Below are 21,350 nucleotides of genomic sequence, written 5' to 3' on the forward strand. Positions count from 1 at the left end.
AAGTATGATAATGGCAAAAACGTTTGAGGGAAATTTAGTTGGAACGGGTCTTAAGATTGGAATCGTAGTCGGGCGATTTAATGAATTTATTACAAGTAAATTATTAAGTGGAGCACAGGATGCTCTGAAAAGACACGGAGTTAGTGAAGAGGATGTTGAGATCGCGTGGGTTCCAGGTGCATTTGAAATTCCGTTTATCGCTCAGAAAATGGCACAGAGTGCAAAATACGATGCAGTCATTACACTTGGAACGGTTATACGTGGATCCACTCCCCATTTTGATTATGTCTGCAATGAAGCAGCAAAAGGAATTGCGGCAACCTCAATGAATACAGGAATTCCTGTTATATTTGGCGTATTAACAACTGAATCCATTGAACAGGCAATTGAAAGAGCAGGGACAAAGGCAGGAAATAAAGGGTGGGACTCTGCGGTTTCTGCAATTGAAATGGCAAATCTTACAAGGCAAATTGGATAATTAAAAAATATAAAAAAAGATAAAGCGCTGGGACAACCTGAGGGGGATGTTCTAGCGCTTTATTATTAAAGAGATTAACAAGGGGGAATTCTTTCATGTAGTTAATAAATGGAGGTCAATATAAGTGTCAATTTTTGATAGAGCAAAAAAAGACAACAGGGCTTGAAGAAAAGAAAAATATTTTCCAATAGATATAGAGAGATCTTTATTGAATGAATATTTACAAAAGTAGCTTTTCTAACAAGGATCCCGATTGCTTATGAATATAGGATTCCAGATTATTTAACCACTTGTTTTACTAATTCTCGATTACGCTTTGTACATAGTTCATTATGAGATGATACCATGGCTGTTTTATGGGCAGAGGGTTGGATAAAGCGTTTTGCTTGGTTTACCGCATTCGCTGCATCTTGAAATGCTCCAGCGATAAGATTGATTTTCTCTTCATGTGTTAGAATATCCCCGGCAGCATAAAGACCTTCAACGGAGGTTTGGCTGTTTGCCTGCCTCTAATAAAAAATTATCTACAGTTTTTGGGTTTAATTTGCTATTTTTTAGAAGAAATGCCTCTGGTTGCCTTGAGCGGTACACCTTATTTTCTCTATTTATTAATGAAAAAGTGACAGATTCATCCATTGAAGGATGGTTTCTGTCACTTCTTTTATATAGTAAATCGATTGATTGTAGCCTCTAGTTCTTTTGCAAGTGTTTGTAATTCAGCAGTATATTGGTTCATTTCTTTAAGAGATTGTATTTGTTCATCAGCTGAAGAGGCTACTTCGACTGAATGATCTGTTGTAACTTGGGAAAGCTTGAAGAATTCTTCAACGGAAGCAGCCACTTCTTCAGTTGTCGCTGACATTTCTTCCGTAATGGCTGAAGTGCTTTGAATCTCATCGTTGACTGTTCGAATATCCTTGAATATTTTATTGAAGGTGATATTCACTTCTTCTACTGCTTTAGATCCCATTTCCACCTCGGATAAACCCTTTTCCATATTGTTTACAGCACCTATGGTGACGGACTGATAATTTTTTATGAGTTGATTTATTTGTTCAGCTGATTCTTTTGATTGTTCCGCAAGCTTTCTCACTTCATCAGCAACAACAGCAAATCCTTTTCCATGTTCACCGGCACGAGCCGCTTCAATCGCTGCATTTAAGGCTAATAAATTGGTTTGATCAGCGATGGCCGAAATGGTCTTAACAATGACTTCTATGCCGCTTGCTTGCTCACCTAATTCCTTGATAATGCTAGATGAATCTAAGACTGCTCCTTGAATTTTGTCCATCTGGTTCGATAATTTCGTAAGCTTGGCATTACCGGATTCTAATTCATTGTTTACACCAATGGATGACTCAGATACAGCGGTAGCAGATTCCGCTATTTTTTGAATTCCTGTTGCCATTTCCTCCACAGCAACGGAAGACTCCTTGGATCTTTCGGATTGAACCGAATTATTTTCGGCTACTTCCTTCACGGCTAAAGAAATATTTTTATTGGACTCCTCAGCAATGAGGAAGCTCTGATGTAAATGGTTAAAGGATTCAATCAGCTTATTTGCTGTGATGGAAATATTTTGTATCATGGAAATCGTATTATGTGTCATCCGTTTGAAATCTTCCGCTAAAAGGGTAATATCCCGGTTGCTTTGCTTAGGGAAGGTATTAACGATTTCCTGTGCACCCTTTAAATTTCCTTCTGCTATTTCCGTTGCAGTTTGTCCAATAAAAGGGAGAACCCTTAATTGCCGTTTTACATAGAAATATAGAAAGATATTAGCGAGAATGATGGCTATTACACTAATAGAGAGAAAAAAGGGAAGATTATCCTTCGTTACCGTGGATTGAATGCTAGCCACTGATTTAGCATCAATATCAACGCCTAAGATTCCTATAATTTTGCCACTCTCATCTTTAATAGGTGCAAAAGCGGATAAGTAATCTCCATATTCAGGGTCGTGAACAATTTCTGTATGGTTCGTTTTTCCCTTTAACACAGGGGCAACATCCTGATACGTTGTAGCAGTAGTTAAATCACCAATCTTGGCTGAAATTTTTGAATCTCTAGGTAAACCATCAACAATCATATGAACCTTATTGTTTTGATCCACTTCTAATGTATAAGCATAAATTGCTCCGGATTTAATCCGATAATCATTAATTTGCTCTCTTAAAGCCCAGTAATCATCTGTTTCCTGCTTAGCTTGCATGAAGCGGGAATAAACATTAGGGTCGATTGATTTTGCGATATTTCTGGCCGTTTGAACACTAGAATTAGAAATTGTGCTTTCTACAGCGTTATTGGTATTTTTCAACAAAATAAAAACTGTTATTAATAGGATGATAAGCATTGAGAGCATAATAGATAAAGTAATTTTTGTACCTAGTTTAAGGTTTTTACTCATAATAATCTTCCTATTCCGTAAAGTATAAATGAACAGTCGTAAAGAGTGCAGATTACATATGCTTATTTCTAGTATTCATTTATCAGTTAAAATAATTTCCTCCAACTTTATTAAAAAATTCCTCATCATGAATCGTAATTTTTTTGGATGCGAAGGATAGTACATTGCTCTTTTTTAAGTCTTGAATAACATGACTTACGGTCTCTCGTGATGTTCCCGATATTTTTGAGATTTCTGTTGTCGTCATAGGGCAACCTACTACGACATCTCCTCCTTCTTTCACACCAAGGTCAGTCATAAGATAGCTTAAAGCATGAATCACTCTATCTTGTGCATTGGAATTAGTGATGGTTTGGAGCCTGGATTCATGTAGATGGAGCAGGGTGGATAGTTTTTGCACTAAGAATATCAATTGGTTGCGGTTTTGTTGGATCATATCTTCAAAGTAAAAGGTTGGGATATAATAGAGTTCCACATCAGTAATGGCAATTGCTGTGTAATGATATTCTTTGTCTGAAAAGAAGCCACCATATGGAAATAAGGTATTGGGACTAATATAATCTGCATAAGCAAGTGTTGCTGTTGGATTGGTTTTTTCAAACTTTACAAATCCATTGACTAAAAGGTAAATTCTCTCCCGGGGATCCCCAACTGTAAATAATTGCTGTCCTTTTTTGTATGTTCTGCCATATACAAAGCAGGATATTTCTTCTAATTGCTTTTCTGTAGAATAAGTAAAAATTTCGAATTTCTTTAGGATTTCTACCATTCCTTCACGTTTCAAATTATTTTACCTCCTTACAAAGCAATTTCTAGTTTATTCTAAGATGCCTTTCTACTTCTATTTTACCATTTATAGAGATTTAAGTATAAAAATCGTTATGTCGAATTAATAACATTTGCCTCGCATTAATAGAACAATAGGAATCAAATGGTGAAATCCAATAGAAAGAGGCTATCATATAAGACAGCCTCAGGAGGGTTATAACCCAATTTAGCCAACAACAGTTTCTCGTATTTGAGCGGATATATGTGTGCCAGCCTGTTTGACCAATGCTTCATATGCATAATCTAAAGAAGTAATGATGGACTCACGGCCATCTCTAGATTTTGCAAAGTCAATCGCTGCTTCTACTTTAGGAAGCATACTGCCTGGAGCAAACTGGTTGTCTTGAATATATTCTTGTAATTGATCAACTGTTGTATTCGTTAATGATTCTTGATTAGGTTTGTTAAAGTTAATTGCTACATTTTCCACCGCCGTTAAGATTAATAGAATATCTGCATCTACTAATTCAGCAAGTTTTTGTGCAGCAAAGTCTTTATCAATAACTGCTTCTACTCCGTGAATTCCAGAGAAGTCTTGGTAAACAGGAATTCCACCGCCGCCAACTGCGATAACAATATTTCCGTTATTTACTAAATTATTGATGATGCGATGCTCAAATATATTGATTGGCTTTGGTGAAGGGACAACACGGCGCCAGCCTCTACCAGCATCTTCTTTAAATACAAGATTTTGTTCGGCCATCAATTGTTTCGCTTCATCCTCTTGATAGAAAGGTCCAATTGGTTTAGTAGGATGATTAAATGCTTGGTCATGTAATCCTACTTCCGTACGGGTGATAATGGTAACAACATCTTTTTCAATATGATTGGCTGTAAGAGCTTTATCGATTGCATTTTGCATCCAGTAACCAATCATTCCTTCACTCATGGCACCACATGTATCTAATGGCATAGCAGGTGTATTTTTACTATCTGCTGCTTTTTGTTGCAGTAAGATATTTCCAACTTGTGGGCCGTTTCCATGGGTGATGACAATATCAAAGCCTTCTTTAATAATTTTAACTAATTGAAGGGCTGTATCTTCGAGAGCTTTTTGCTGTGCTTCAGCAGTTGCATCTCCTGATTGTATAGCATTCCCTCCGAGAGCAATAACCACTTTTTTTCTATTCATGAAGAACTCCTCCAACTGTTAGATAGAAATTTTACCTAATGCTAATTCAATGATGGCCCAAACAGCTAAGATGAAGATAATCGCTGCTGCAACCCATTCATATTTCGTAAATAGTTTGTCTGTTTTATTTTCTTTTTGTGATCTGCTAAAGATATAGATACCTGGTGCATAAAGAATCATGGTTAGTAACAAGTAGCTCATACCTGCCGCATAAACGAGCCAGAGTGCGTATATACTTGCAATTGCTCCAAGTATGATATCCTTTACCCGACTTTCATTTGCCGCATAGCTTTCTCCTGTAAAGGACAATTTAAATTGATAGAGAGCTGAGAAAAGATATGGAATTAAGATAGCTGATGAAGCAAGTGAAAAAGCAAAATTATAAGCTTGATCTGAAATTAAGAATGTGATTAAGAAAACTTGGACTAAACCGTTTGTTATCCATAATGAGTTAATTGGTGCTTTGTTTTTATTTTCTTTGGCAAACCATTTAGGGAAAACTCCGTCCTTAGCCGCAACATATGGAATCTCAGAAGCGAGTAAGGTCCAGCCAAGCCATGCTCCTAAAACAGATATGATTAAGCCGATATTGATGAATACGGCGCCCCATTTACCTACAACAGATTCCAAAACATATGCCATTGCTGGGTTTTGAAGGTCTGAAAGCTCACCTTTAGACATAATACCCATAGAAAGTAAGGAAATAAGAATGTAGATGATTAATGTACCAATCAAACCAATGACTGTTGCTTTCCCAATGTCACTGCGGTTTTTGGCACGTCCAGATAAAACGACGGCTCCTTCAACCCCGATGAATACCCAGAGGGTAACGAGCATAACACTGGAGACTTGGTCTTTCACGGAAGACCATGAGAAATCTGCTCCATTTGGACCCCAGAAATCTAAATTGAACGTATCGACATTAAAAGCAATAAGAGCGATGACGATAAATACAAAAACAGGAACTAATTTTGCAATGGTTGTTACTAAGTTCACAAGTGCGGCTGAATGCACTCCTCGTAAAATTAGGAAGTGGACGCACCATAGTAATACAGATGCTCCGATGATAGATGCGACATTTTGGCCCCCATCAAACACTGGGAAGAAATAGCCAATTGAGCTAAAAACCAAAGTGGCATAAGCAACGTTTCCAAGCCATGCTGATAACCAGTAACCCCATGCACTATTGAAGCCCATGTAACTACCAAAACCAGCCTTGGCATAACTATAAATTCCGCCTTCTAAATCAGGTTTTCGCATCGTTAAGTTTTGGAATGCGAGTCCTAAAGCGATAATTCCGACACCGGTTATAATCCAACCGATGATAATCGCACCGGCATTAGCACCTGCAGCCATATCGCTTGCTAAGTTAAAGGCTCCGCCACCGATCATTGAACCAACGACTAGGGCGATTAATAAGAAGAGACCTAATTTTTTATCAGATTCCATGTTCTAACACCTCCAAATATAGGAAAAACAAAGGGTTTTACTTATTGAGGTAATATGAAACATTGATATCTATGGCTGACACCCAAAATATTAAGAACGGTGCCAACCATAGAGTTTATATGATTTATGCTTTGTATTTACTGCTAGTTGCTACCATTACGGCTTTAATGGTATGCATACGATTTTCTGCTTCATCAAATACATGGGCATGTTTGCTTTGGAATACTTCATCTGTTACTTCCATTGCAGTTAACCCGTATTTTTCATAGATTTCACGGCCTACAGATGTATCTAAGTCATGGAATGCAGGTAAGCAGTGAAGGAAGATGACATCATCATTGCCTGTTTTCTTAACCATTTCCATATTGACTTGATATGGTTTTAATAGTTTAATTCTTTCTTCAAACATATCTTCTTCACCCATTGAAACCCAAACATCTGTGTAAAGAACATCTGCACCATCGACGGCTTCATCTACATTATCCGTTACAACTACTCTTCCGTTTGATTCAAGAGCAACTTCTTTAGCGTATTTGACAATTTCCTCATTAGGGAATAGGGATTTAGGTGAGCAAATACGAATGTCCATACCTACTTTTGCTCCACCAATCAATAAGCTGTTAGCGACGTTATTACGGCCATCACCGACATAGACAAATTTCACGCCTTTTAAGTGACCGATATGTTCTTTTACAGTTAAGAAGTCTGCTAGCATTTGAGTTGGATGGAAAAGGTCTGTTAAGCCATTCCAAACAGGTACTCCAGAATATTCTGCAAGGGCTTCTACTGTTTCATGCTTGAATCCGCGGAACTCGATGCCGTCAAACATTCTTCCTAGTACTTTTGCTGTATCGGCAACGGATTCTTTCTTACCAAATTGAATGTCACCTTTACCTAAATATTCAGGATGGGCTCCTAAATCGATACAAGCAACGGTAAATGCACATCTTGTTCTAGTTGATGGTTTTTCAAAAAGAAGGGCAATATTTTTTCCTTCTAAATATTTATGAGGGATTCCAATTTTTTTCTGTTGTTTTAATTCTGCTGCTAAATCGATTAGATAGTTGATTTCATTTTCTGTGAAATCTTTTTCTGCTAGGAAGCTTCTACCTTTTAGATCAACGTTTAATGGTTTTACTTCTGTAATCATTTATATCTCCACCTTTATAAAAATTAAGAATGAAAGGTGAGGGAGTAGAAGTTGTCTATCCCCCATATATTGTTGAAAGAATTCGTTAAATATCTTCACGATATAATGGCATGCTCATGCAACGTGGGCCCCCACGACCTCTAGAGAGCTCCGAACTTAATACTTCAATAACTTCGATGCCATTTGATCTTAGAATTTCATTAGATACATAGTTTCTATCATATGTGACAACTACCCCAGGTGAGATAGCTAGAGTATTTGATCCATCATTCCATTGTTCACGTGCTGAGATGATAATATCTCCGCCACCACAAGGGATAAGATTGATTTCACTTAAGCCAAGTACTTCTTTTAAGGCTTCTTTAATATTATTTCGTTCTGCAATTTGAACCTTTTCCGGATCCTTAATATCTTTTTCAAGGATGTAAATTCTCATATTTCCATCTGGCCCTTGGATGGCTGGATGGATGGTGAATTTATCATAGTCAACCATTGTGAATACTGTATCAAGATGCATGAATGCTCTTGATTTAGGAATTTCAACAGCCACTACTCTAGTGATTTCACTTTGGCGTTTAAATAGATTAACCGCTAGTTTTTCAATAGCTCGAGCGGAAGTTCTGGAACTTACCCCAATGGCAATGGTGTCTTTGCTAAGAATTAACTCATCTCCACCTTCAATAGAGAATCCGTAATCTCTTCCAAGCCAAACTGGAATGTCATGTTTAGCAAATCGTGGATGGTACTTGATAATGTAATCCATAAACATGGATTCTCTACGTCTTGCACCTTCGCGCATTCTATTAATGGTTAGTCCATTTCCAATGGATGCTGCTGGGTCACGAGTGAAATATAGGTTTGGCATTGGATCCAAGTAGAATGGATAGTGATCACCCATTATTTCATAAAGATGAGTTTTCTTTTCTTCCTCAATTTCAGTTTTTAAAACGCCTGACATGATTTTATCGATCATGACTTCAGTTGGGAAAGATAGTAGATACTCACGAAGAGTTCTTCCTGCACCATTCACATTTGCTTTACTTTCAGCTAAAATTTGATCTACAAATTGGTGGCGAACTTCTTCGGTGCTTAATGCTTCTGCTAATAATTTTTCTAGATATAAAACTTCTATACCGCGGTTTCTTAAGGCATTTGCAAAATAATCATGTTCTTTTTGGATAGTAGGAAGATAGGGAATATCATCGAATAGTAATCTTTGTAAATATTCAGGTGTTAAATTTTCAACTTCTTTACCTGGTCTATGCAATAAGACTGTCTTTAAATCACCAATTTCAGATGTAACATGTATTGGATGTTTCATCAGTTTTGTTCCTCCTTTTGTAGTTAACTTTGGATATCCTTTACACTTTTTATGATATAGCGAAAATGAAAACGTTTTTGTGAAGGAGGTAACGCTTTCTTTGTGAATTATTCCACAAAGAATGATAGGAAAAATTCAAGTTGATGTATGAATATTGGTGAGCTTAAACATGGTCATTTGGTTTTGCTATTAAATAACGGGAAAATGACATGAATAAAAACTGAATAATATGCAATTTAGTGGGAAAAAGAAAGTTTATTCTGACATCTAAAAGATATGGGGATAAATCATAGCTTGGTAAAAATAGAAAAAACCAGTCTGAATGGACTGGTTTTTAAGCATAAAGTGTAATCATTTGTTTTAAGCGGCTTTCAATAATTTCCGCCTCGTGTGGAGTAGCGGAAATTATTAGGCAGGTATCATTTCCACAAACTGTACCAACCTTTTCCTCCCATGAAAGGTCATCTAATAAAACACCAACAGCATGGGCATTACCAGGGATGGTTTTGATGACAACGAATTGATCGACTAAAGAAATTTTGATACAAGCATCATTCATCACTCTTTTAAGTCGTTCTTCTGGTTGAAAATGAGTTTCAACAGGGATCCCATATTTAAATTTTCCATTGTTCAGAGGAATCTTAATTAGGTTTAATTCTCTTAAGTCTCGTGAAATCGTTGCTTGTGTCACGGTTAAGCCCGCTTTATTTAGGTATTGTACGATGTCATCCTGAGTTTCAACTTCATATTTTTTGATAATATCCTTGATTAGTTTTTGTCGTTCTTCTTTCAGCATCAACTGCACCTCGCAATTTTTGAACAGCAGCTACTCTCTGAATGATATAAATGTAAGGGATTCCAATTAAATTTTACACCCTAATCGTTATATAATTATTTTAGAAAAGTGTCAATTATTTTACATGTAGAAATAAGAGAAGGCTGTGATCAAAAAAATGTGAAGCCTGAAATTTATCGAGACATCATTCATTAAAAAAGGATAATCCTTTAATAGCGGAAGGCCTAAAGGGAGGAACAAATACTTTATTAAAAAAATTGAATTTTTATCATGATTTTTTTTGTGAAATCCTTTACAATAAAAATATAAGTAGCGAATTTTATTTTTTTTACTCGATTGTGCAAACGTTTGCATTAGAATATATGAGGTGAGATAAATGAAGAGATTATTTGGGATTGATCAATGGAAAATTAAAGAGAGTGCATTAAACCGTGAAGATTTCCGCTTAGCAGAAAGTATGATGAGTCTTGGAAATGGGCATATGGGGATGCGTGGAAACTTTGAGGAAACTTATAGTGGAGACCATCATCAAGGCTCCTACATTGCAGGAGTTTGGTATCCGGATAAGACAAGAGTCGGCTGGTGGAAAAATGGTTACCCTCATTATTTTGGAAAAGTAATTAATTCGATTCATTACATTGGCGTTCGAATCTTGATTGACGGAGTAGAGCTCGACTTGAATACAGCAAATCTATTAGATTATTACCGTGAATTGGATATGCAGCATGGGGTTTTAACACGGCGATTTACCGTGAGGCATAAAGAAAAAATAACTGAATTTGAAGTGATTCGTTTTCTTTCAATTGCTGATCACGAGCTTGCAGTTATTAAATATACAGCAACGGCAAAAAACTATCAGGGAGAAATTACATTTATTCCTTACTTAGATGGGGATGTGAGAAATGAAGATTCCAATTATGAGGAAGACTTCTGGCTAGAAATCAGCCGAGGAGTCAAAGACTTCCAAGGTCATTTAGTGATGAAAACGAAGGATAACCCTTTTGGAACACCCACATTTCAGATAGCGGCCAAAATGAAGCTCGCAATTGACGGTGATATTCAATCCATTTCTTATAATCAAAAAGAAGAGTATATCGATAACACTTTGGTGGTTTCATTAAAGGAAAATCATCCAGTGACACTTTACAAATACGTTGCAGTAACAACAGACCGTGATTATCAGAATTTTGAGTTGCTAGAGAAAGCGGATACAGTTTTGAAAAGGGCAATGGAAAAAGGGTTTGATCCACTATTTAGCGAGCATAAGGCTGAGTGGTTAAAACGTTGGGATATTTGTGATATTGAAATTAAGGGGGATGAGGAAGCTCAGCAAGGCATTCGTTTTAATTTATTCCAGCTATTCTCCACATATTACGGGGAAGATGCACAATTAAATATTGGCCCTAAAGGTTTTACCGGTGAAAAGTATGGTGGAGCGACTTATTGGGATACGGAAGCCTATGCCTTACCTCTTTATTTAGCAACGGCAAAACCTGAAGTAGCTCGTAATCTTTTAGTCTATCGCTATAATCAATTGAAGGGCGCTTATCATAATGCGAAGCAACAAGGCTTAAAAGGCGCGCTCTATCCAATGGTCACATTTAACGGAATTGAATGTCATAATGAATGGGAGATTACGTTTGAAGAAATCCACCGGAATGGGGCCATTGCTTACGCGATCTATAATTATGTCAACTATACGGGTGATAAGTCCTATCTACATGAAAAGGGGATTGATGTCCTGACAGGAATAGCAAGATTTTTTGCTGATCGCGTTCATTATCATAAGAAGAAGGATCAATACATGATTCATGGTGTCACAGGACCGAATGAATATGAAAACAATGTAAATAACAATTGGTATACCAATCTTATGGCTAGATGGACATTAAAGTACACTCTTGAAGTAATTGAGATTATAAAAGCTTCTGGATATGAAAAGCGGGTGCAGGAATTAAAAATTACCGAGCAGGAAGTAAAGAAATGGAACGATATTATCGAAAAAATGTATTTGCCATATGATGAAGAGCTTAGAGTATTTGTCCAGCATGATACATTCCTAGATAAAGAGTTAATGACTGTTGATCACTTGAGTCCAGAAGAACGCCCAATTAACCAAAAATGGTCATGGGATAAAATTTTGCGCAGCTGCTTTATTAAACAAGCTGATGTCCTCCAAGGATTATACTTTTTGAATCATGAGTTTACTCGAGAAGAAAAAGAGAGAAACTTTGATTTTTATGAGCCGATGACTGTTCATGAATCTTCCTTGTCTCCTTCTGTTCATGCTATTTTAGGAGCAGAGCTTGGCAAAGAAGAAAAGGCATACGAAATGTATCAAAGGACAGCCCGTCTAGATTTAGACAATTATAATAATGATACAGAGGATGGTCTTCATATTACCAGTATGACTGGGGCGTGGCTTGCCATTGTTCAAGGTTTTGCCGGAATGAGAACGGCATATGAAACTCTTTCTTTTGCCCCATTTGTTCCGAAGGCATGGGATTCTTATACGTTTAAAATTGTGTATCGCGGCCACTTTATGAAGATCAATGTTACACAAAAGGATGTTTTCATTTCACAAGAGGGCAACGAATTGGCTATTAAACTGTATGATGAAGAAATTCAGCTGCCGGCTAATGGAGAAATAAAGGTATCTTTAAAAAGATAAAGCGAACGGATATTTACTATACAAGGGAGAGGATTTAATGGATAAGAATTTAAGCGCAATTATTTTTGATTTAGATGGAGTAATAACCGATACAGCGGAATATCATTTTTTGGCATGGAAGGCTCTGGCAGAGGATATGGGTATTCGTTTTACGAGGGAAGATAATGAAATGTTAAAAGGAATTTCAAGAATGGAATCTCTTGAGAAAATCCTAGAAATAGGAGGGCGTTCAGCAGATTTTTCTTCTGAGGAAAAAGAAAAGCTTGCTGCGAAAAAAAATGATCATTACCGAACACTCATTCAAAAAATTACGCCTGATGACATCCTTCCTGGGATGAAAGAGTTTATATTTTCCATTAAGGAAAAGGGTTTAAAGCTTGGATTGGCGTCTGCAAGTAAAAATGCATTTGCGGTTATGGAATCACTAGGGCTGATGGAAGTGTTTGATGCGATCGTAGATGCGAAAACAGTTGTGAATGGGAAACCAAATCCTGAGGTTTTCCTTAAGGCGGCTGATTTATTGCATGTAGACGCATCCACTTGTATTGGGATGGAGGATGCGGTCGCGGGCGTTGAGGCAATTAAAGCAGCTGGGATGTTTGCCGTAGCCGTTGGAAAGAGGGAGTCCTTTACAAAAGCGGATATGGTTTATGAAAATACCGCTTTTGTATCCTTGAATGAAATTTTGGACCGTTATAATCAAGAATAAGGAGTAGGGCTAACTCTAAAGGCAGAGTTAGCCTTCTCTGTGAGTGGTGGGGGTAACACGAAGGCTTTTGGCCATGAAAAATTGTGCAGTATAGTAGGTTATCATAATCAATTCATCGGAAAATGTAATTCCGGCAATAAATTTATTCCAAGCAAGAATCGAGTCTGATATCACAAATAAGGCACTGCCCCATGTTGCCCACCCGTTTCCAGTCATAATTGCTGACCAAGCCATTAAGGAGATAATCGTTATATAAAGAAGGACAGGCCATATTAGACTTTGGTCTCCGTGACTTTGCAGTGCGTAAATTAGATGACTACCCATAATTACAGCATAAATACTTATAGGTAGGAGGGTGGGCAGTCTTGACCATGAAAAAGAGAATTTGGCTAAAAACCCAATCAAATAAAAGAGATGGCCAATCAAAAAAGCAGATAGGCCAATGATAAACCAAATTAATAGACCATCCCCAAGCATGCAAAACACAAGTCCTACGATGATAAACCATGAAGACTTTTGCTTATTTTGGGCTAGATTTTGAGATGCATATAAAATGATGAACAACATTGGAATGATTTTGAAGCTGATTTTGATTAGGATTGGTTCTGCAGGAATGAAAAAAATATAAATGATACCCGTTAATAAAATCATCATGGGGAGATGCTTTTGCATGGGAAACCCTCCTTGTTTTTTTTATATTATTCAAAAGTGGGAGGGAAAATCCTTCTTTTAATGAGGGGGTGTGGATGAGATGGTTTATGGTGCGTTCATTGGATGAAGAGCAAAACTATCCGATTTCTATGTCCACACTAAGTCCCAAATCTTTGGCTTTTTGTCATCCTAACCTCCTTACTAAAAGAACCACATGTCATATCTAATAGCATGTGGTTCTTTTAAAGAAGATTCTTATTTTTTCCAAGAGAATGCATTAATTTTTAAGCTACCTGAGTTGTTCTAGATTTTGCATGGTAAACCATATAAAGAATAAATGCGATCACGGATAATATGATACCTGAAATATAAGGCAGACCGGCAGAGATGGAGAATAACCATCCCCCTAATGTTGGACCGATAATTCTCCCTAAGGAATCGAAGGAGGATAGAAAGCCGGTAATACTTCCATGACCTGAATGGGATTCTTTCGTGAGCAGGGAAGAGACAGCTGGGCGAATGACGCCGTTGCCGAGCCCAAATATCGTTAGGAAAATCGCTGCTGTTGTAAAGCTATTCACTAGAAGAATGAGAGCAAAGCCGATGGCAGATACAATAATTCCGCCTTTGATGACCGCTCCATCCCCAAATTTTTTCGATAATTTTCCGATTAGCCCTCCTTGGACAAATGCGCTTCCTAAGCCCATGATCATGAAAATATAGCCAAGGTTGACAGTATCCAGCCCGGCCTTTTTTGCACCGAAATAAGCAAAAGTTGATTCCAAGCCCGATAGTGAAATGGAAATAAACAATTGGAGAATAAACAACACAGATAAGGAAGTCTTAAATACGTCCCAGATGGATGTCTCACTCTCCTTCTGTTTTCCTCTTTCCTCGATTGGCAAAGACTCTTTTAAAAGAATCATGACGAGAAAGAAGGTGATGAGAGAAGAAGTGGCTGCAATGTAAAATGGAGTATTCAAATTTATTTTTGAAAAAACTCCACCGATTGCTGGTCCGAAGATAAATCCAAGTCCAGTTGCCGCACCAATCATTCCCATTCCTTTTGCCCTGTTTTCAGGAGTCGTGATATCAGCAACATAGGCCATTACAGTTGGCATATTGGCTGCGGAGAGTGATCCACCGATAATTCTTGCGATAAATAACATCCATAAATTTGTTGAAATAGACATTAAGAAGAAGGAGAGAGAGAGCCCAATAATTCCAACCATAATAACAGGTTTTCTTCCTATTCTGTCTGATACTCTTCCCCATATAGGAGCAAATAAAAGCTGCATGAAGGAATAGATAGACATTAATAATCCTAATTCCGTTGGGTTAGCTCCTATCTTTTCTGCATAAAACGGTAGAACTGGAATAATAATTCCAAATCCAACCATCACTAAGAACATGACTAAGAATAATATAGGCAAAGCTTTTTTCGTATTCATCTGTTCATCAACTCCCTTTTCCCATGATAGGGAAATCAATTCATCCTTTAATTGTTGACCTTAAGAAAGCCTTAGCAAATTTTAGTTAATGAAAAAATTTTACCAACAAAAGTAGGAGCTTGTAAACTTTTCGGCATTCATATATTTACTGACTGATTGAATGGATTGAAAATTGCAAATAAAAATTAGTAGTCTTTCTCTTGTTTGTCATCAAACTAAATTTTGAAAAAATTCTAAATCACACTTGACACCTAGGAAAAGTCAGAATAGAATGATAATTAACAAAAGGGAAAGATAACCATTCAAGATGAAATGTTAAGCTGATTGGAAAACCAAAGGCTTATACTCTTAAATTAAGGGTATAAGCCTTTTTATTATTGAAATGGGGAGGTTAGTATATGAGTGATCCACTGTGTTGTCTTATGCCGAATGAGAAAAAAGTCTATCGTTTTATCGTTAGAAGCTAGGGAAGGTCTTTTTTACCTCATAATCCCTAGTATTCATATGTGCTATTAATAATATAGGATAAGGGGGTTATACAAATGGGGAAAGTTGATCAAGAAAAACTAAATTATATTTTATCGGTGATTAAGGATATTCGATTTGGTTCGGTGCTGATTACTGTTCATGATGGTGAGATTACACAAGTGGATCGAACGGAGAAGAATCGTTTTCAATTAAAAAGACCAGTTATTGGTAATAAATAAATTAATTAGAAGGCGCTGATCAGGCGGACTGAAGGCTGCTTATTTTCTTTAAAATACTGTTGGGGATTTTTTAGATTGATCCTGACGATGTTTTTTATCGAAAATAGGCGGCCTTTTTACTTGGAAAAAAAGATAAGGGGGAGCTTTTTAATGAAGGATCAGAAATGGAGTTTAAAATGGTTATTTGTCTTTGTATTATTAGCGGGTATTCTTGCAGGATGTGGTGATGATCAAACAGCCAGCTCAAAGAAAGGGGACAATGGGGGCGGAGAAAAATCGAAAGAACCTATTGAACTATTAAATGTTTCTTATGATCCAACTCGAGAGCTTTACCAAGAATATAATGCTGAATTCGCAAAATATTGGAAGGAAAAAACAGGACAAACGGTTACGGTTAAACAATCCCACGGCGGATCAGGAAAACAAGGTCGTGCCATTATTGATGGGCTTGAAGCAGATGTTGCTACTTTAGCTCTGGCTTATGATATTGACGAAATTGCTAATCAAGGACTTATTGATAAGAATTGGCAATCACGATTAGATCATAATTCTACTCCATATACATCAACGATTGTTTTTCTTGTTAAAAAGGGGAATCCAAAAGGAATTAAAGATTGGGACGATTTAACAAAGAAAGGAATTTCAGTGATTACACCAAATCCTAAAACTTCCGGAGGTGCACGATGGAATTATCTTGCAGCCTGGGCCTTTGCCAAGGATCAATATCAGGGTGATGAAAAGAAGATTAAGGGGTTTATGAGCAAATTATATAAAAATGTCGAGGTATTGGATTCTGGTGCGCGTGGTTCTACGACTACATTTGTTGAAAGAGGAATTGGAGATGTTTTAATCGCGTGGGAAAATGAAGCCTTCTTGACATTAAATGAATTAGGAAAGGATAAGTTCGAGATTGTCGTTCCTTCTATAAGCATTCTTGCTGAACCACCTGTTGCTGTTGTAGATAAAGTAGTTGATAAAAAGGGAACAAAGGAAGTTGCTGAAGCTTATTTGAAATATTTATACAGCGATAAAGGGCAAGAAATTGCAGCTAAAAATTATTATCGGCCAAGAAATCCTGAAATTCTAGCTAAATATAAAGATACTTTCCCTGAAATTAATTTAGTCAATATTGATGATGAATTTGGAGGATGGCAAAAGGCGCAAAAGGAACACTTTAGTGATGGCGGGACATTTGATCAAATTTATCAGCCTAAATAATGAATTTTTAAATTAAACAAACGTTTGATTAAATTTTTGTTCAATCAAACGTTTGTTTAAAAAAAATATATTCGATTAGCTAGGAGCGAGATATTCAATCAAACGTTTGATTAAAGATGATTTTCTTTTATAGGTGTTTCGAATTTATCCCACTCTTAACGGACAGTAAGACTCCCACTTCAAGATTCTGAGAATACAAAGAAGATAAGTGGGAGATCAACTGTCCGTAAAGGTCCGACGACGGACAGGAGGTCCTAGTCAGGCGAAGCCACAGGACGTGGCGTTATGAGCGTGATAAGTGAAATAAGATTTTTCTTTGGGCTTCAGCCCTTAGAAAAATCAATCAGGCTCTGCGTGACTAACCATCAGTGGGGGATGAATGAAAACCCCCACTGATGGAAGTTTCACTTTATCCAAAAGGGATTTCAAGCTCTTATTTTGATGGAATTACGATCAAGATAGTAAAGGAGGTGCAATTATGGGACGAATGGAAAGCATAAAGGCTAAAAAAATGAATGTTCTACCAGGGTTTGGTCTATCTCTTGGATTCACTATTTTTTACATAAGTCTTCTGATTATATTGCCGCTCTCCATGGTTTTTTTGAATACACTTGATTTAAAGTGGTCTGAAATTTGGAAAACGATTAGTGAACCACGTGTAGTAGCTTCCTATAAATTAAGTATTGGAGCTGCATTCATAGCGGCCTTTATTAATGTAATATTTGGGATATTAATCGCCTGGGTACTTGTTCGCTATCGATTTCCAGGTGTAAGAATTATGGATGGTCTGGTTGACCTTCCATTTGCCCTGCCTACAGCTATAGCAGGGATTGCGCTGACAACTTTATATGCGCAAAATGGATGGATCGGCCAATTTCTTGGCTTTAAAATAGCCTTTACTTCTATAGGCATTGTCATTGCTCTAACATTTATTGGGTTACCTTTTGTAGTAAGAACGGTGCAGCCTGTTTTGCATAACATTAATAGAGAATTAGAAGAAGCTTCTGCAAGCCTGGGAGCAAATCGCTGGCAAACCTTTGTGAGGGTGATATTTCCTGAATTATTACCTGCCGCCTTAACTGGTTTTACTTTAGCTTTTGCCAGAGCGCTTGGGGAATATGGGTCGGTCGTTTTTATTGCGGGAAATATGCCGATGAAAACAGAAATAACTCCACTGTTAATCATGACAAAGCTTGAACAATATGATTACTCTGGGGCAACGGCCATTGCAGCGGTTATGTTATTGTTTTCTTTTTTGACATTATTGTTGATTAATCTTTTGCAATGGTGGCAGAATAGGAGATTTGAATAAAAGCTGTTATGGATGATTGATTTTAATAGAGAAAGGAGTAAAGAAAAATGGCCGGAATTGTTCCAATACAGAATGCCGCTCCTCCACCATTAAAACAACGGGTGAATAATAATGAGTCACTAATCGTTCGGTTGGTACTCATTGTCATTGCTATTATGTTTTTAGGTTTATTTTTAATTCTGCCTTTGATTGCCATTTTTGTTAAAGCTTTTGACAAGGGGATTGCTGCCTACTTGGCAGCGATAAGTAATCCTGATGCTTTAGCAGCTATTAAGTTGACCATTCTCATTACGATTCTGGTTGTACCATTAAATGCTATTTTTGGTGTTGCGGCGGCATGGGCCGTAACGAAGTTCCATTTTAAGGGGAAAAGTCTCCTCATAACGATTATCGACCTTCCGTTTGCGGTTTCCCCTGTTATTGCGGGGCTTATTTTTGTGCTATTATTTGGAACTCATGGTTGGCTTGGACCGTGGCTTATCGATCATAATATTAAAATTATTTTTGCCGTCCCGGGGATTGTCTTGACTACGATTTTCGTTACATTACCATTTGTTGCTCGGGAATTGATTCCATTAATGCAAATGCAAGGAACATATGATGAAGAGGCTTCATTAACTTTAGGGGCAAGCGGGTGGAAAACCTTTTTTATGATTACGTTACCCAATATAAAATGGGGACTTCTGTACGGCCTGATTCTTTGCAGTGCGCGGACAATAGGTGAGTTTGGAGCCGTCTCTGTTGTTTCTGGCCATATAAGAGGGTTAACTAATACCATGCCCCTTCATATTGAAATACTGTATAACGAATATCAATTTTCTGCTGCCTTTGCTGTTGCTTCCTTAATGTCTATTTTCGCGATTATTACCTTAGTGGTAAAGAATGTGGTGGAATGGAAGGCAAAACAGCAGGTGCAGCAATCCTAAGTCAGAAATAGAAAGGGTTGTCAATCAGTGAGCATAAAAATAAAACATGTCTCTAAGTCATTTGGTTCCTTCCGAGCGCTCTCGAATATTAACTTAAGTGTTCAAACTGGGGAGTTAATTGCATTGCTTGGTCCCTCTGGATCTGGAAAGACGTCTCTTCTTCGAATCATTGCCGGCTTAGAAGCAGCGGATGAAGGGTCTATTCTTTTTGAAGATGAAGATATCACTTATAAAAATGCAAAAGAGCGAAAGGTGGGCTTTGTCTTTCAGCATTATGCGCTATTTAGACATATGACGGTGTTTGAGAATGTCGCATATGGTTTAAAGGTCCGACCTAGGAAAGTCCGTCCAACAAAGGAGGAAATAGAGGAAAAGGTCAATCATTTATTAGAGCTTGTAAAGCTATCAGCCTTTGCTAAACGTTATCCGTCACAGCTTTCCGGAGGACAAAGACAGCGAGTCGCTTTAGCGCGAGCACTGGCCGTCCAGCCGAAGGTATTATTATTGGATGAACCGTTTGGAGCTCTAGATGCAAAAGTCAGAAAGGAGCTCAGGCGCTGGTTAAGGAGACTACATGATGATTTTCATATAACCAGTATTTTTGTTACCCATGATCAGGAGGAAGCGCTTGATGTTGCAGATCGGATCGTCGTGATGAATGAGGGAAGGATTGAACAAATCGGCAGTCCGGAAGAGGTATATGAAAATCCGATGAGCCCATTTGTTTATGATTTTTTGGGGAATGTCAATATATTTAAGGGGAGACTACATAAGGGAAAGATGCATATTGGGAATTTTGAGTTAGATGCTAAAGAATATGCTAGTGTATCCTCTGAGGAAGCAATTGGTTATGTACGTCCTTATCAAATTCAAATTGAACGAGAAATCATAAAGGATTCGGTTCCTGCACATATAAGGAATATTCATATTATTGGACCGTTGATTCAGCTAGAATTAACTCGTGAAGATACAGGTGAGATTCTGGAGGCTGAATTGACGAAGGAATACTATCAAAGCCAGCTATTTCAAATTGGAGAAAATGTTTATGTGAAGCCAAAACAATTGAAGGTATATATTCCTGAGGATTTTTCGATTTAAAATTCCATTAGTATGGCCAATTGTTAAGTATTTATATAATTGGTCAAAGGATATATTTCATTAAAAAGTAAATATGCTGTCTAGGACCAAAATTTAATTTTTGGTCCTAATTTTTGCTGCTTAGTCTGTTCAGTGGGAGAGAGAAAGAAATTATTTTATTAGTATAGTATAACCATGTTTGACTTTTTTTAACAAGTCGGGATATAATTAAATTATGACTAAATTCAGAATGTTTATATTTTACAAAATAATATGAACACACCTGATTCTTACATAATAATTTATGATGCAGGGAGGGGACCTTTTGATAGAATTTAAGAGTGTGAATAAGTACTATGGTGATTTTCATGTACTTAAAAATATTAATTTAGAAATACATAAAGGCGAAGTTGTTGTCGTTATTGGACCATCTGGTTCTGGTAAAAGTACAATGCTACGATGTATCAACCATTTAGAAACGATTACAGATGGTGAATTAACTGTAAACGGTCTTCCTGTTGCTGATAAAAAGACGAATATTAATGTATTAAGAAGAAATATTGGTATGGTCTTTCAGCATTTCCACTTATATCCACATAAAACTGTTCTTGAAAACATTACGATTGCTCCAATCAAAGTTCTCAGAAAATCCGCTAAGGAAGCAAATGAAACGGCTATTAGGTTATTGCAAAAAGTAGGGATTGGTGATAAAGCGGATTCCTATCCAGCGCAATTATCCGGTGGTCAGCAGCAACGTGTTGCGATTGCACGAGGACTTGCTATGAACCCTGAAGTTATGTTGTTTGATGAACCAACATCAGCGCTAGATCCAGAAATGATTGGTGAGGTGTTAGATGTTATGAAGGCATTGGCTAAAGAGGGGATGACGATGGTTGTTGTCACCCATGAAATGGGCTTTGCTAAAGAAGTAGCAGACCGAATTGTCTTTATGGACCAAGGTCAAATTTTAGAAGTAGCAACACCGGCTGAATTTTATGCAAATCCGAAGGAAGATCGGGCAAAGCTATTTCTCAGCCGTATTTTAAATCATTAAAAAAAATAGGGGG

General features: G+C 37.2%; 18 protein-coding genes and 1 pseudogene. 9 read left to right on the forward strand and 10 right to left on the reverse strand.

Annotation, left to right across the window (positions count from 1 at the left end; all coding sequences use genetic code 11):
• Nucleotides 1-10: 10 nt before the first annotated feature.
• The gene (gene ribH, locus ACE38V_RS10890) at nt 11-478 is read left to right on the forward strand and encodes a 6,7-dimethyl-8-ribityllumazine synthase (protein WP_375841282.1); all 468 of its coding nucleotides are present in this window, start codon (nt 11-13) and stop codon (nt 476-478) included.
• A gap of 278 nt (nt 479-756) precedes the next feature.
• Here the strand turns inward: ribH and ACE38V_RS10895 are convergent.
• The 8 genes and pseudogenes from ACE38V_RS10895 to ahrC all read right to left on the reverse strand — a co-directional run.
• Nucleotides 757-1,039, reverse strand: a pseudogene (locus tag ACE38V_RS10895) (thioredoxin reductase); the annotation flags it as partial.
• Between the two features lie 100 nt (nt 1,040-1,139).
• Complete coding sequence (locus ACE38V_RS10900; protein ID WP_375841283.1) at nt 1,140-2,885, reverse strand: methyl-accepting chemotaxis protein; 1,746 nt, start codon at nt 2,883-2,885, stop codon at nt 1,140-1,142.
• 82 nt (nt 2,886-2,967) lie between these two features.
• On the reverse strand, nt 2,968-3,669 hold the full coding sequence (locus tag ACE38V_RS10905) for a Crp/Fnr family transcriptional regulator (RefSeq protein ID WP_375841284.1): 702 nt from the start codon (nt 3,667-3,669) through the stop codon (nt 2,968-2,970).
• A gap of 210 nt (nt 3,670-3,879) precedes the next feature.
• Nucleotides 3,880-4,845, reverse strand: coding sequence for a carbamate kinase (gene arcC / locus ACE38V_RS10910; protein WP_375841285.1), 966 nt, complete (start codon nt 4,843-4,845; stop codon nt 3,880-3,882).
• Between the two features lie 18 nt (nt 4,846-4,863).
• Nucleotides 4,864-6,294 (reverse strand): arginine-ornithine antiporter, encoded by a 1,431-nt coding sequence (gene arcD / locus ACE38V_RS10915; protein ID WP_375841286.1) that lies wholly within the window; start codon nt 6,292-6,294, stop codon nt 4,864-4,866.
• Between the two features lie 124 nt (nt 6,295-6,418).
• Complete coding sequence (gene argF, locus ACE38V_RS10920) at nt 6,419-7,444, reverse strand: ornithine carbamoyltransferase (protein WP_375841287.1); 1,026 nt, start codon at nt 7,442-7,444, stop codon at nt 6,419-6,421.
• 85 nt (nt 7,445-7,529) lie between these two features.
• Nucleotides 7,530-8,765: an arginine deiminase gene (gene arcA, locus ACE38V_RS10925; RefSeq protein ID WP_375841288.1), complete on the reverse strand. Its 1,236-nt coding sequence runs from the start codon at nt 8,763-8,765 to the stop codon at nt 7,530-7,532.
• 334 nt (nt 8,766-9,099) lie between these two features.
• Nucleotides 9,100-9,561: a transcriptional regulator AhrC/ArgR gene (ahrC, locus tag ACE38V_RS10930; protein ID WP_375841289.1), complete on the reverse strand. Its 462-nt coding sequence runs from the start codon at nt 9,559-9,561 to the stop codon at nt 9,100-9,102.
• A 376-nt stretch (nt 9,562-9,937) separates the two neighbouring features.
• Between ahrC and ACE38V_RS10935 the strand changes: the two genes are divergently transcribed.
• A complete protein-coding gene (locus ACE38V_RS10935) occupies nt 9,938-12,232 on the forward strand; it encodes a glycoside hydrolase family 65 protein (RefSeq protein ID WP_375841290.1) in 2,295 nt (764 codons plus the stop codon).
• A 37-nt stretch (nt 12,233-12,269) separates the two neighbouring features.
• On the forward strand, nt 12,270-12,941 hold the full coding sequence (gene pgmB, locus ACE38V_RS10940; RefSeq protein WP_375841291.1) for a beta-phosphoglucomutase: 672 nt from the start codon (nt 12,270-12,272) through the stop codon (nt 12,939-12,941).
• Between the two features lie 27 nt (nt 12,942-12,968).
• Here the strand turns inward: pgmB and ACE38V_RS10945 are convergent, their stop codons facing one another.
• Complete coding sequence (locus ACE38V_RS10945; protein ID WP_375841292.1) at nt 12,969-13,613, reverse strand: lysoplasmalogenase; 645 nt, start codon at nt 13,611-13,613, stop codon at nt 12,969-12,971.
• Nucleotides 13,614-13,876: 263 nt separating this feature from the next.
• Entirely contained in the window at nt 13,877-15,043 is a 1,167-nt protein-coding gene (locus ACE38V_RS10950; protein WP_375841293.1) for an MFS transporter, read from the reverse strand.
• 542 nt (nt 15,044-15,585) lie between these two features.
• On the opposite strand from ACE38V_RS10950, the gene ACE38V_RS10955 reads away from it, so the two are divergent.
• The 6 genes from ACE38V_RS10955 (at nt 15,586) to ACE38V_RS10980 (ending at nt 21,337) form a co-directional block, all read left to right on the forward strand.
• Complete coding sequence (locus ACE38V_RS10955) at nt 15,586-15,750, forward strand: YezD family protein (RefSeq protein WP_375841294.1); 165 nt, start codon at nt 15,586-15,588, stop codon at nt 15,748-15,750.
• 150 nt (nt 15,751-15,900) lie between these two features.
• On the forward strand, nt 15,901-16,968 hold the full coding sequence (locus ACE38V_RS10960; protein WP_375841295.1) for a sulfate ABC transporter substrate-binding protein: 1,068 nt from the start codon (nt 15,901-15,903) through the stop codon (nt 16,966-16,968).
• A gap of 487 nt (nt 16,969-17,455) precedes the next feature.
• Nucleotides 17,456-18,280, forward strand: a complete 825-nt coding sequence (cysT, locus tag ACE38V_RS10965; RefSeq protein ID WP_375841349.1) for a sulfate ABC transporter permease subunit CysT — start codon at nt 17,456-17,458, stop codon at nt 18,278-18,280.
• Nucleotides 18,281-18,327: 47 nt separating this feature from the next.
• The gene (gene cysW / locus ACE38V_RS10970) at nt 18,328-19,206 is read left to right on the forward strand and encodes a sulfate ABC transporter permease subunit CysW (RefSeq protein ID WP_375841296.1); all 879 of its coding nucleotides are present in this window, start codon (nt 18,328-18,330) and stop codon (nt 19,204-19,206) included.
• 27 nt (nt 19,207-19,233) lie between these two features.
• Complete coding sequence (locus ACE38V_RS10975; protein ID WP_375841297.1) at nt 19,234-20,304, forward strand: sulfate/molybdate ABC transporter ATP-binding protein; 1,071 nt, start codon at nt 19,234-19,236, stop codon at nt 20,302-20,304.
• Between the two features lie 304 nt (nt 20,305-20,608).
• The gene (locus ACE38V_RS10980; protein ID WP_375841298.1) at nt 20,609-21,337 is read left to right on the forward strand and encodes an amino acid ABC transporter ATP-binding protein; all 729 of its coding nucleotides are present in this window, start codon (nt 20,609-20,611) and stop codon (nt 21,335-21,337) included.
• The last annotated feature ends 13 nt before the right edge of the window (nt 21,338-21,350 follow it).

It is taken from the genome of Cytobacillus sp. Hz8 (assembly GCF_042263505.1).
In the GTDB taxonomy this organism is placed as follows: Bacteria; Bacillota; Bacilli; order Bacillales; family Cytobacillaceae; genus Bacillus_BE.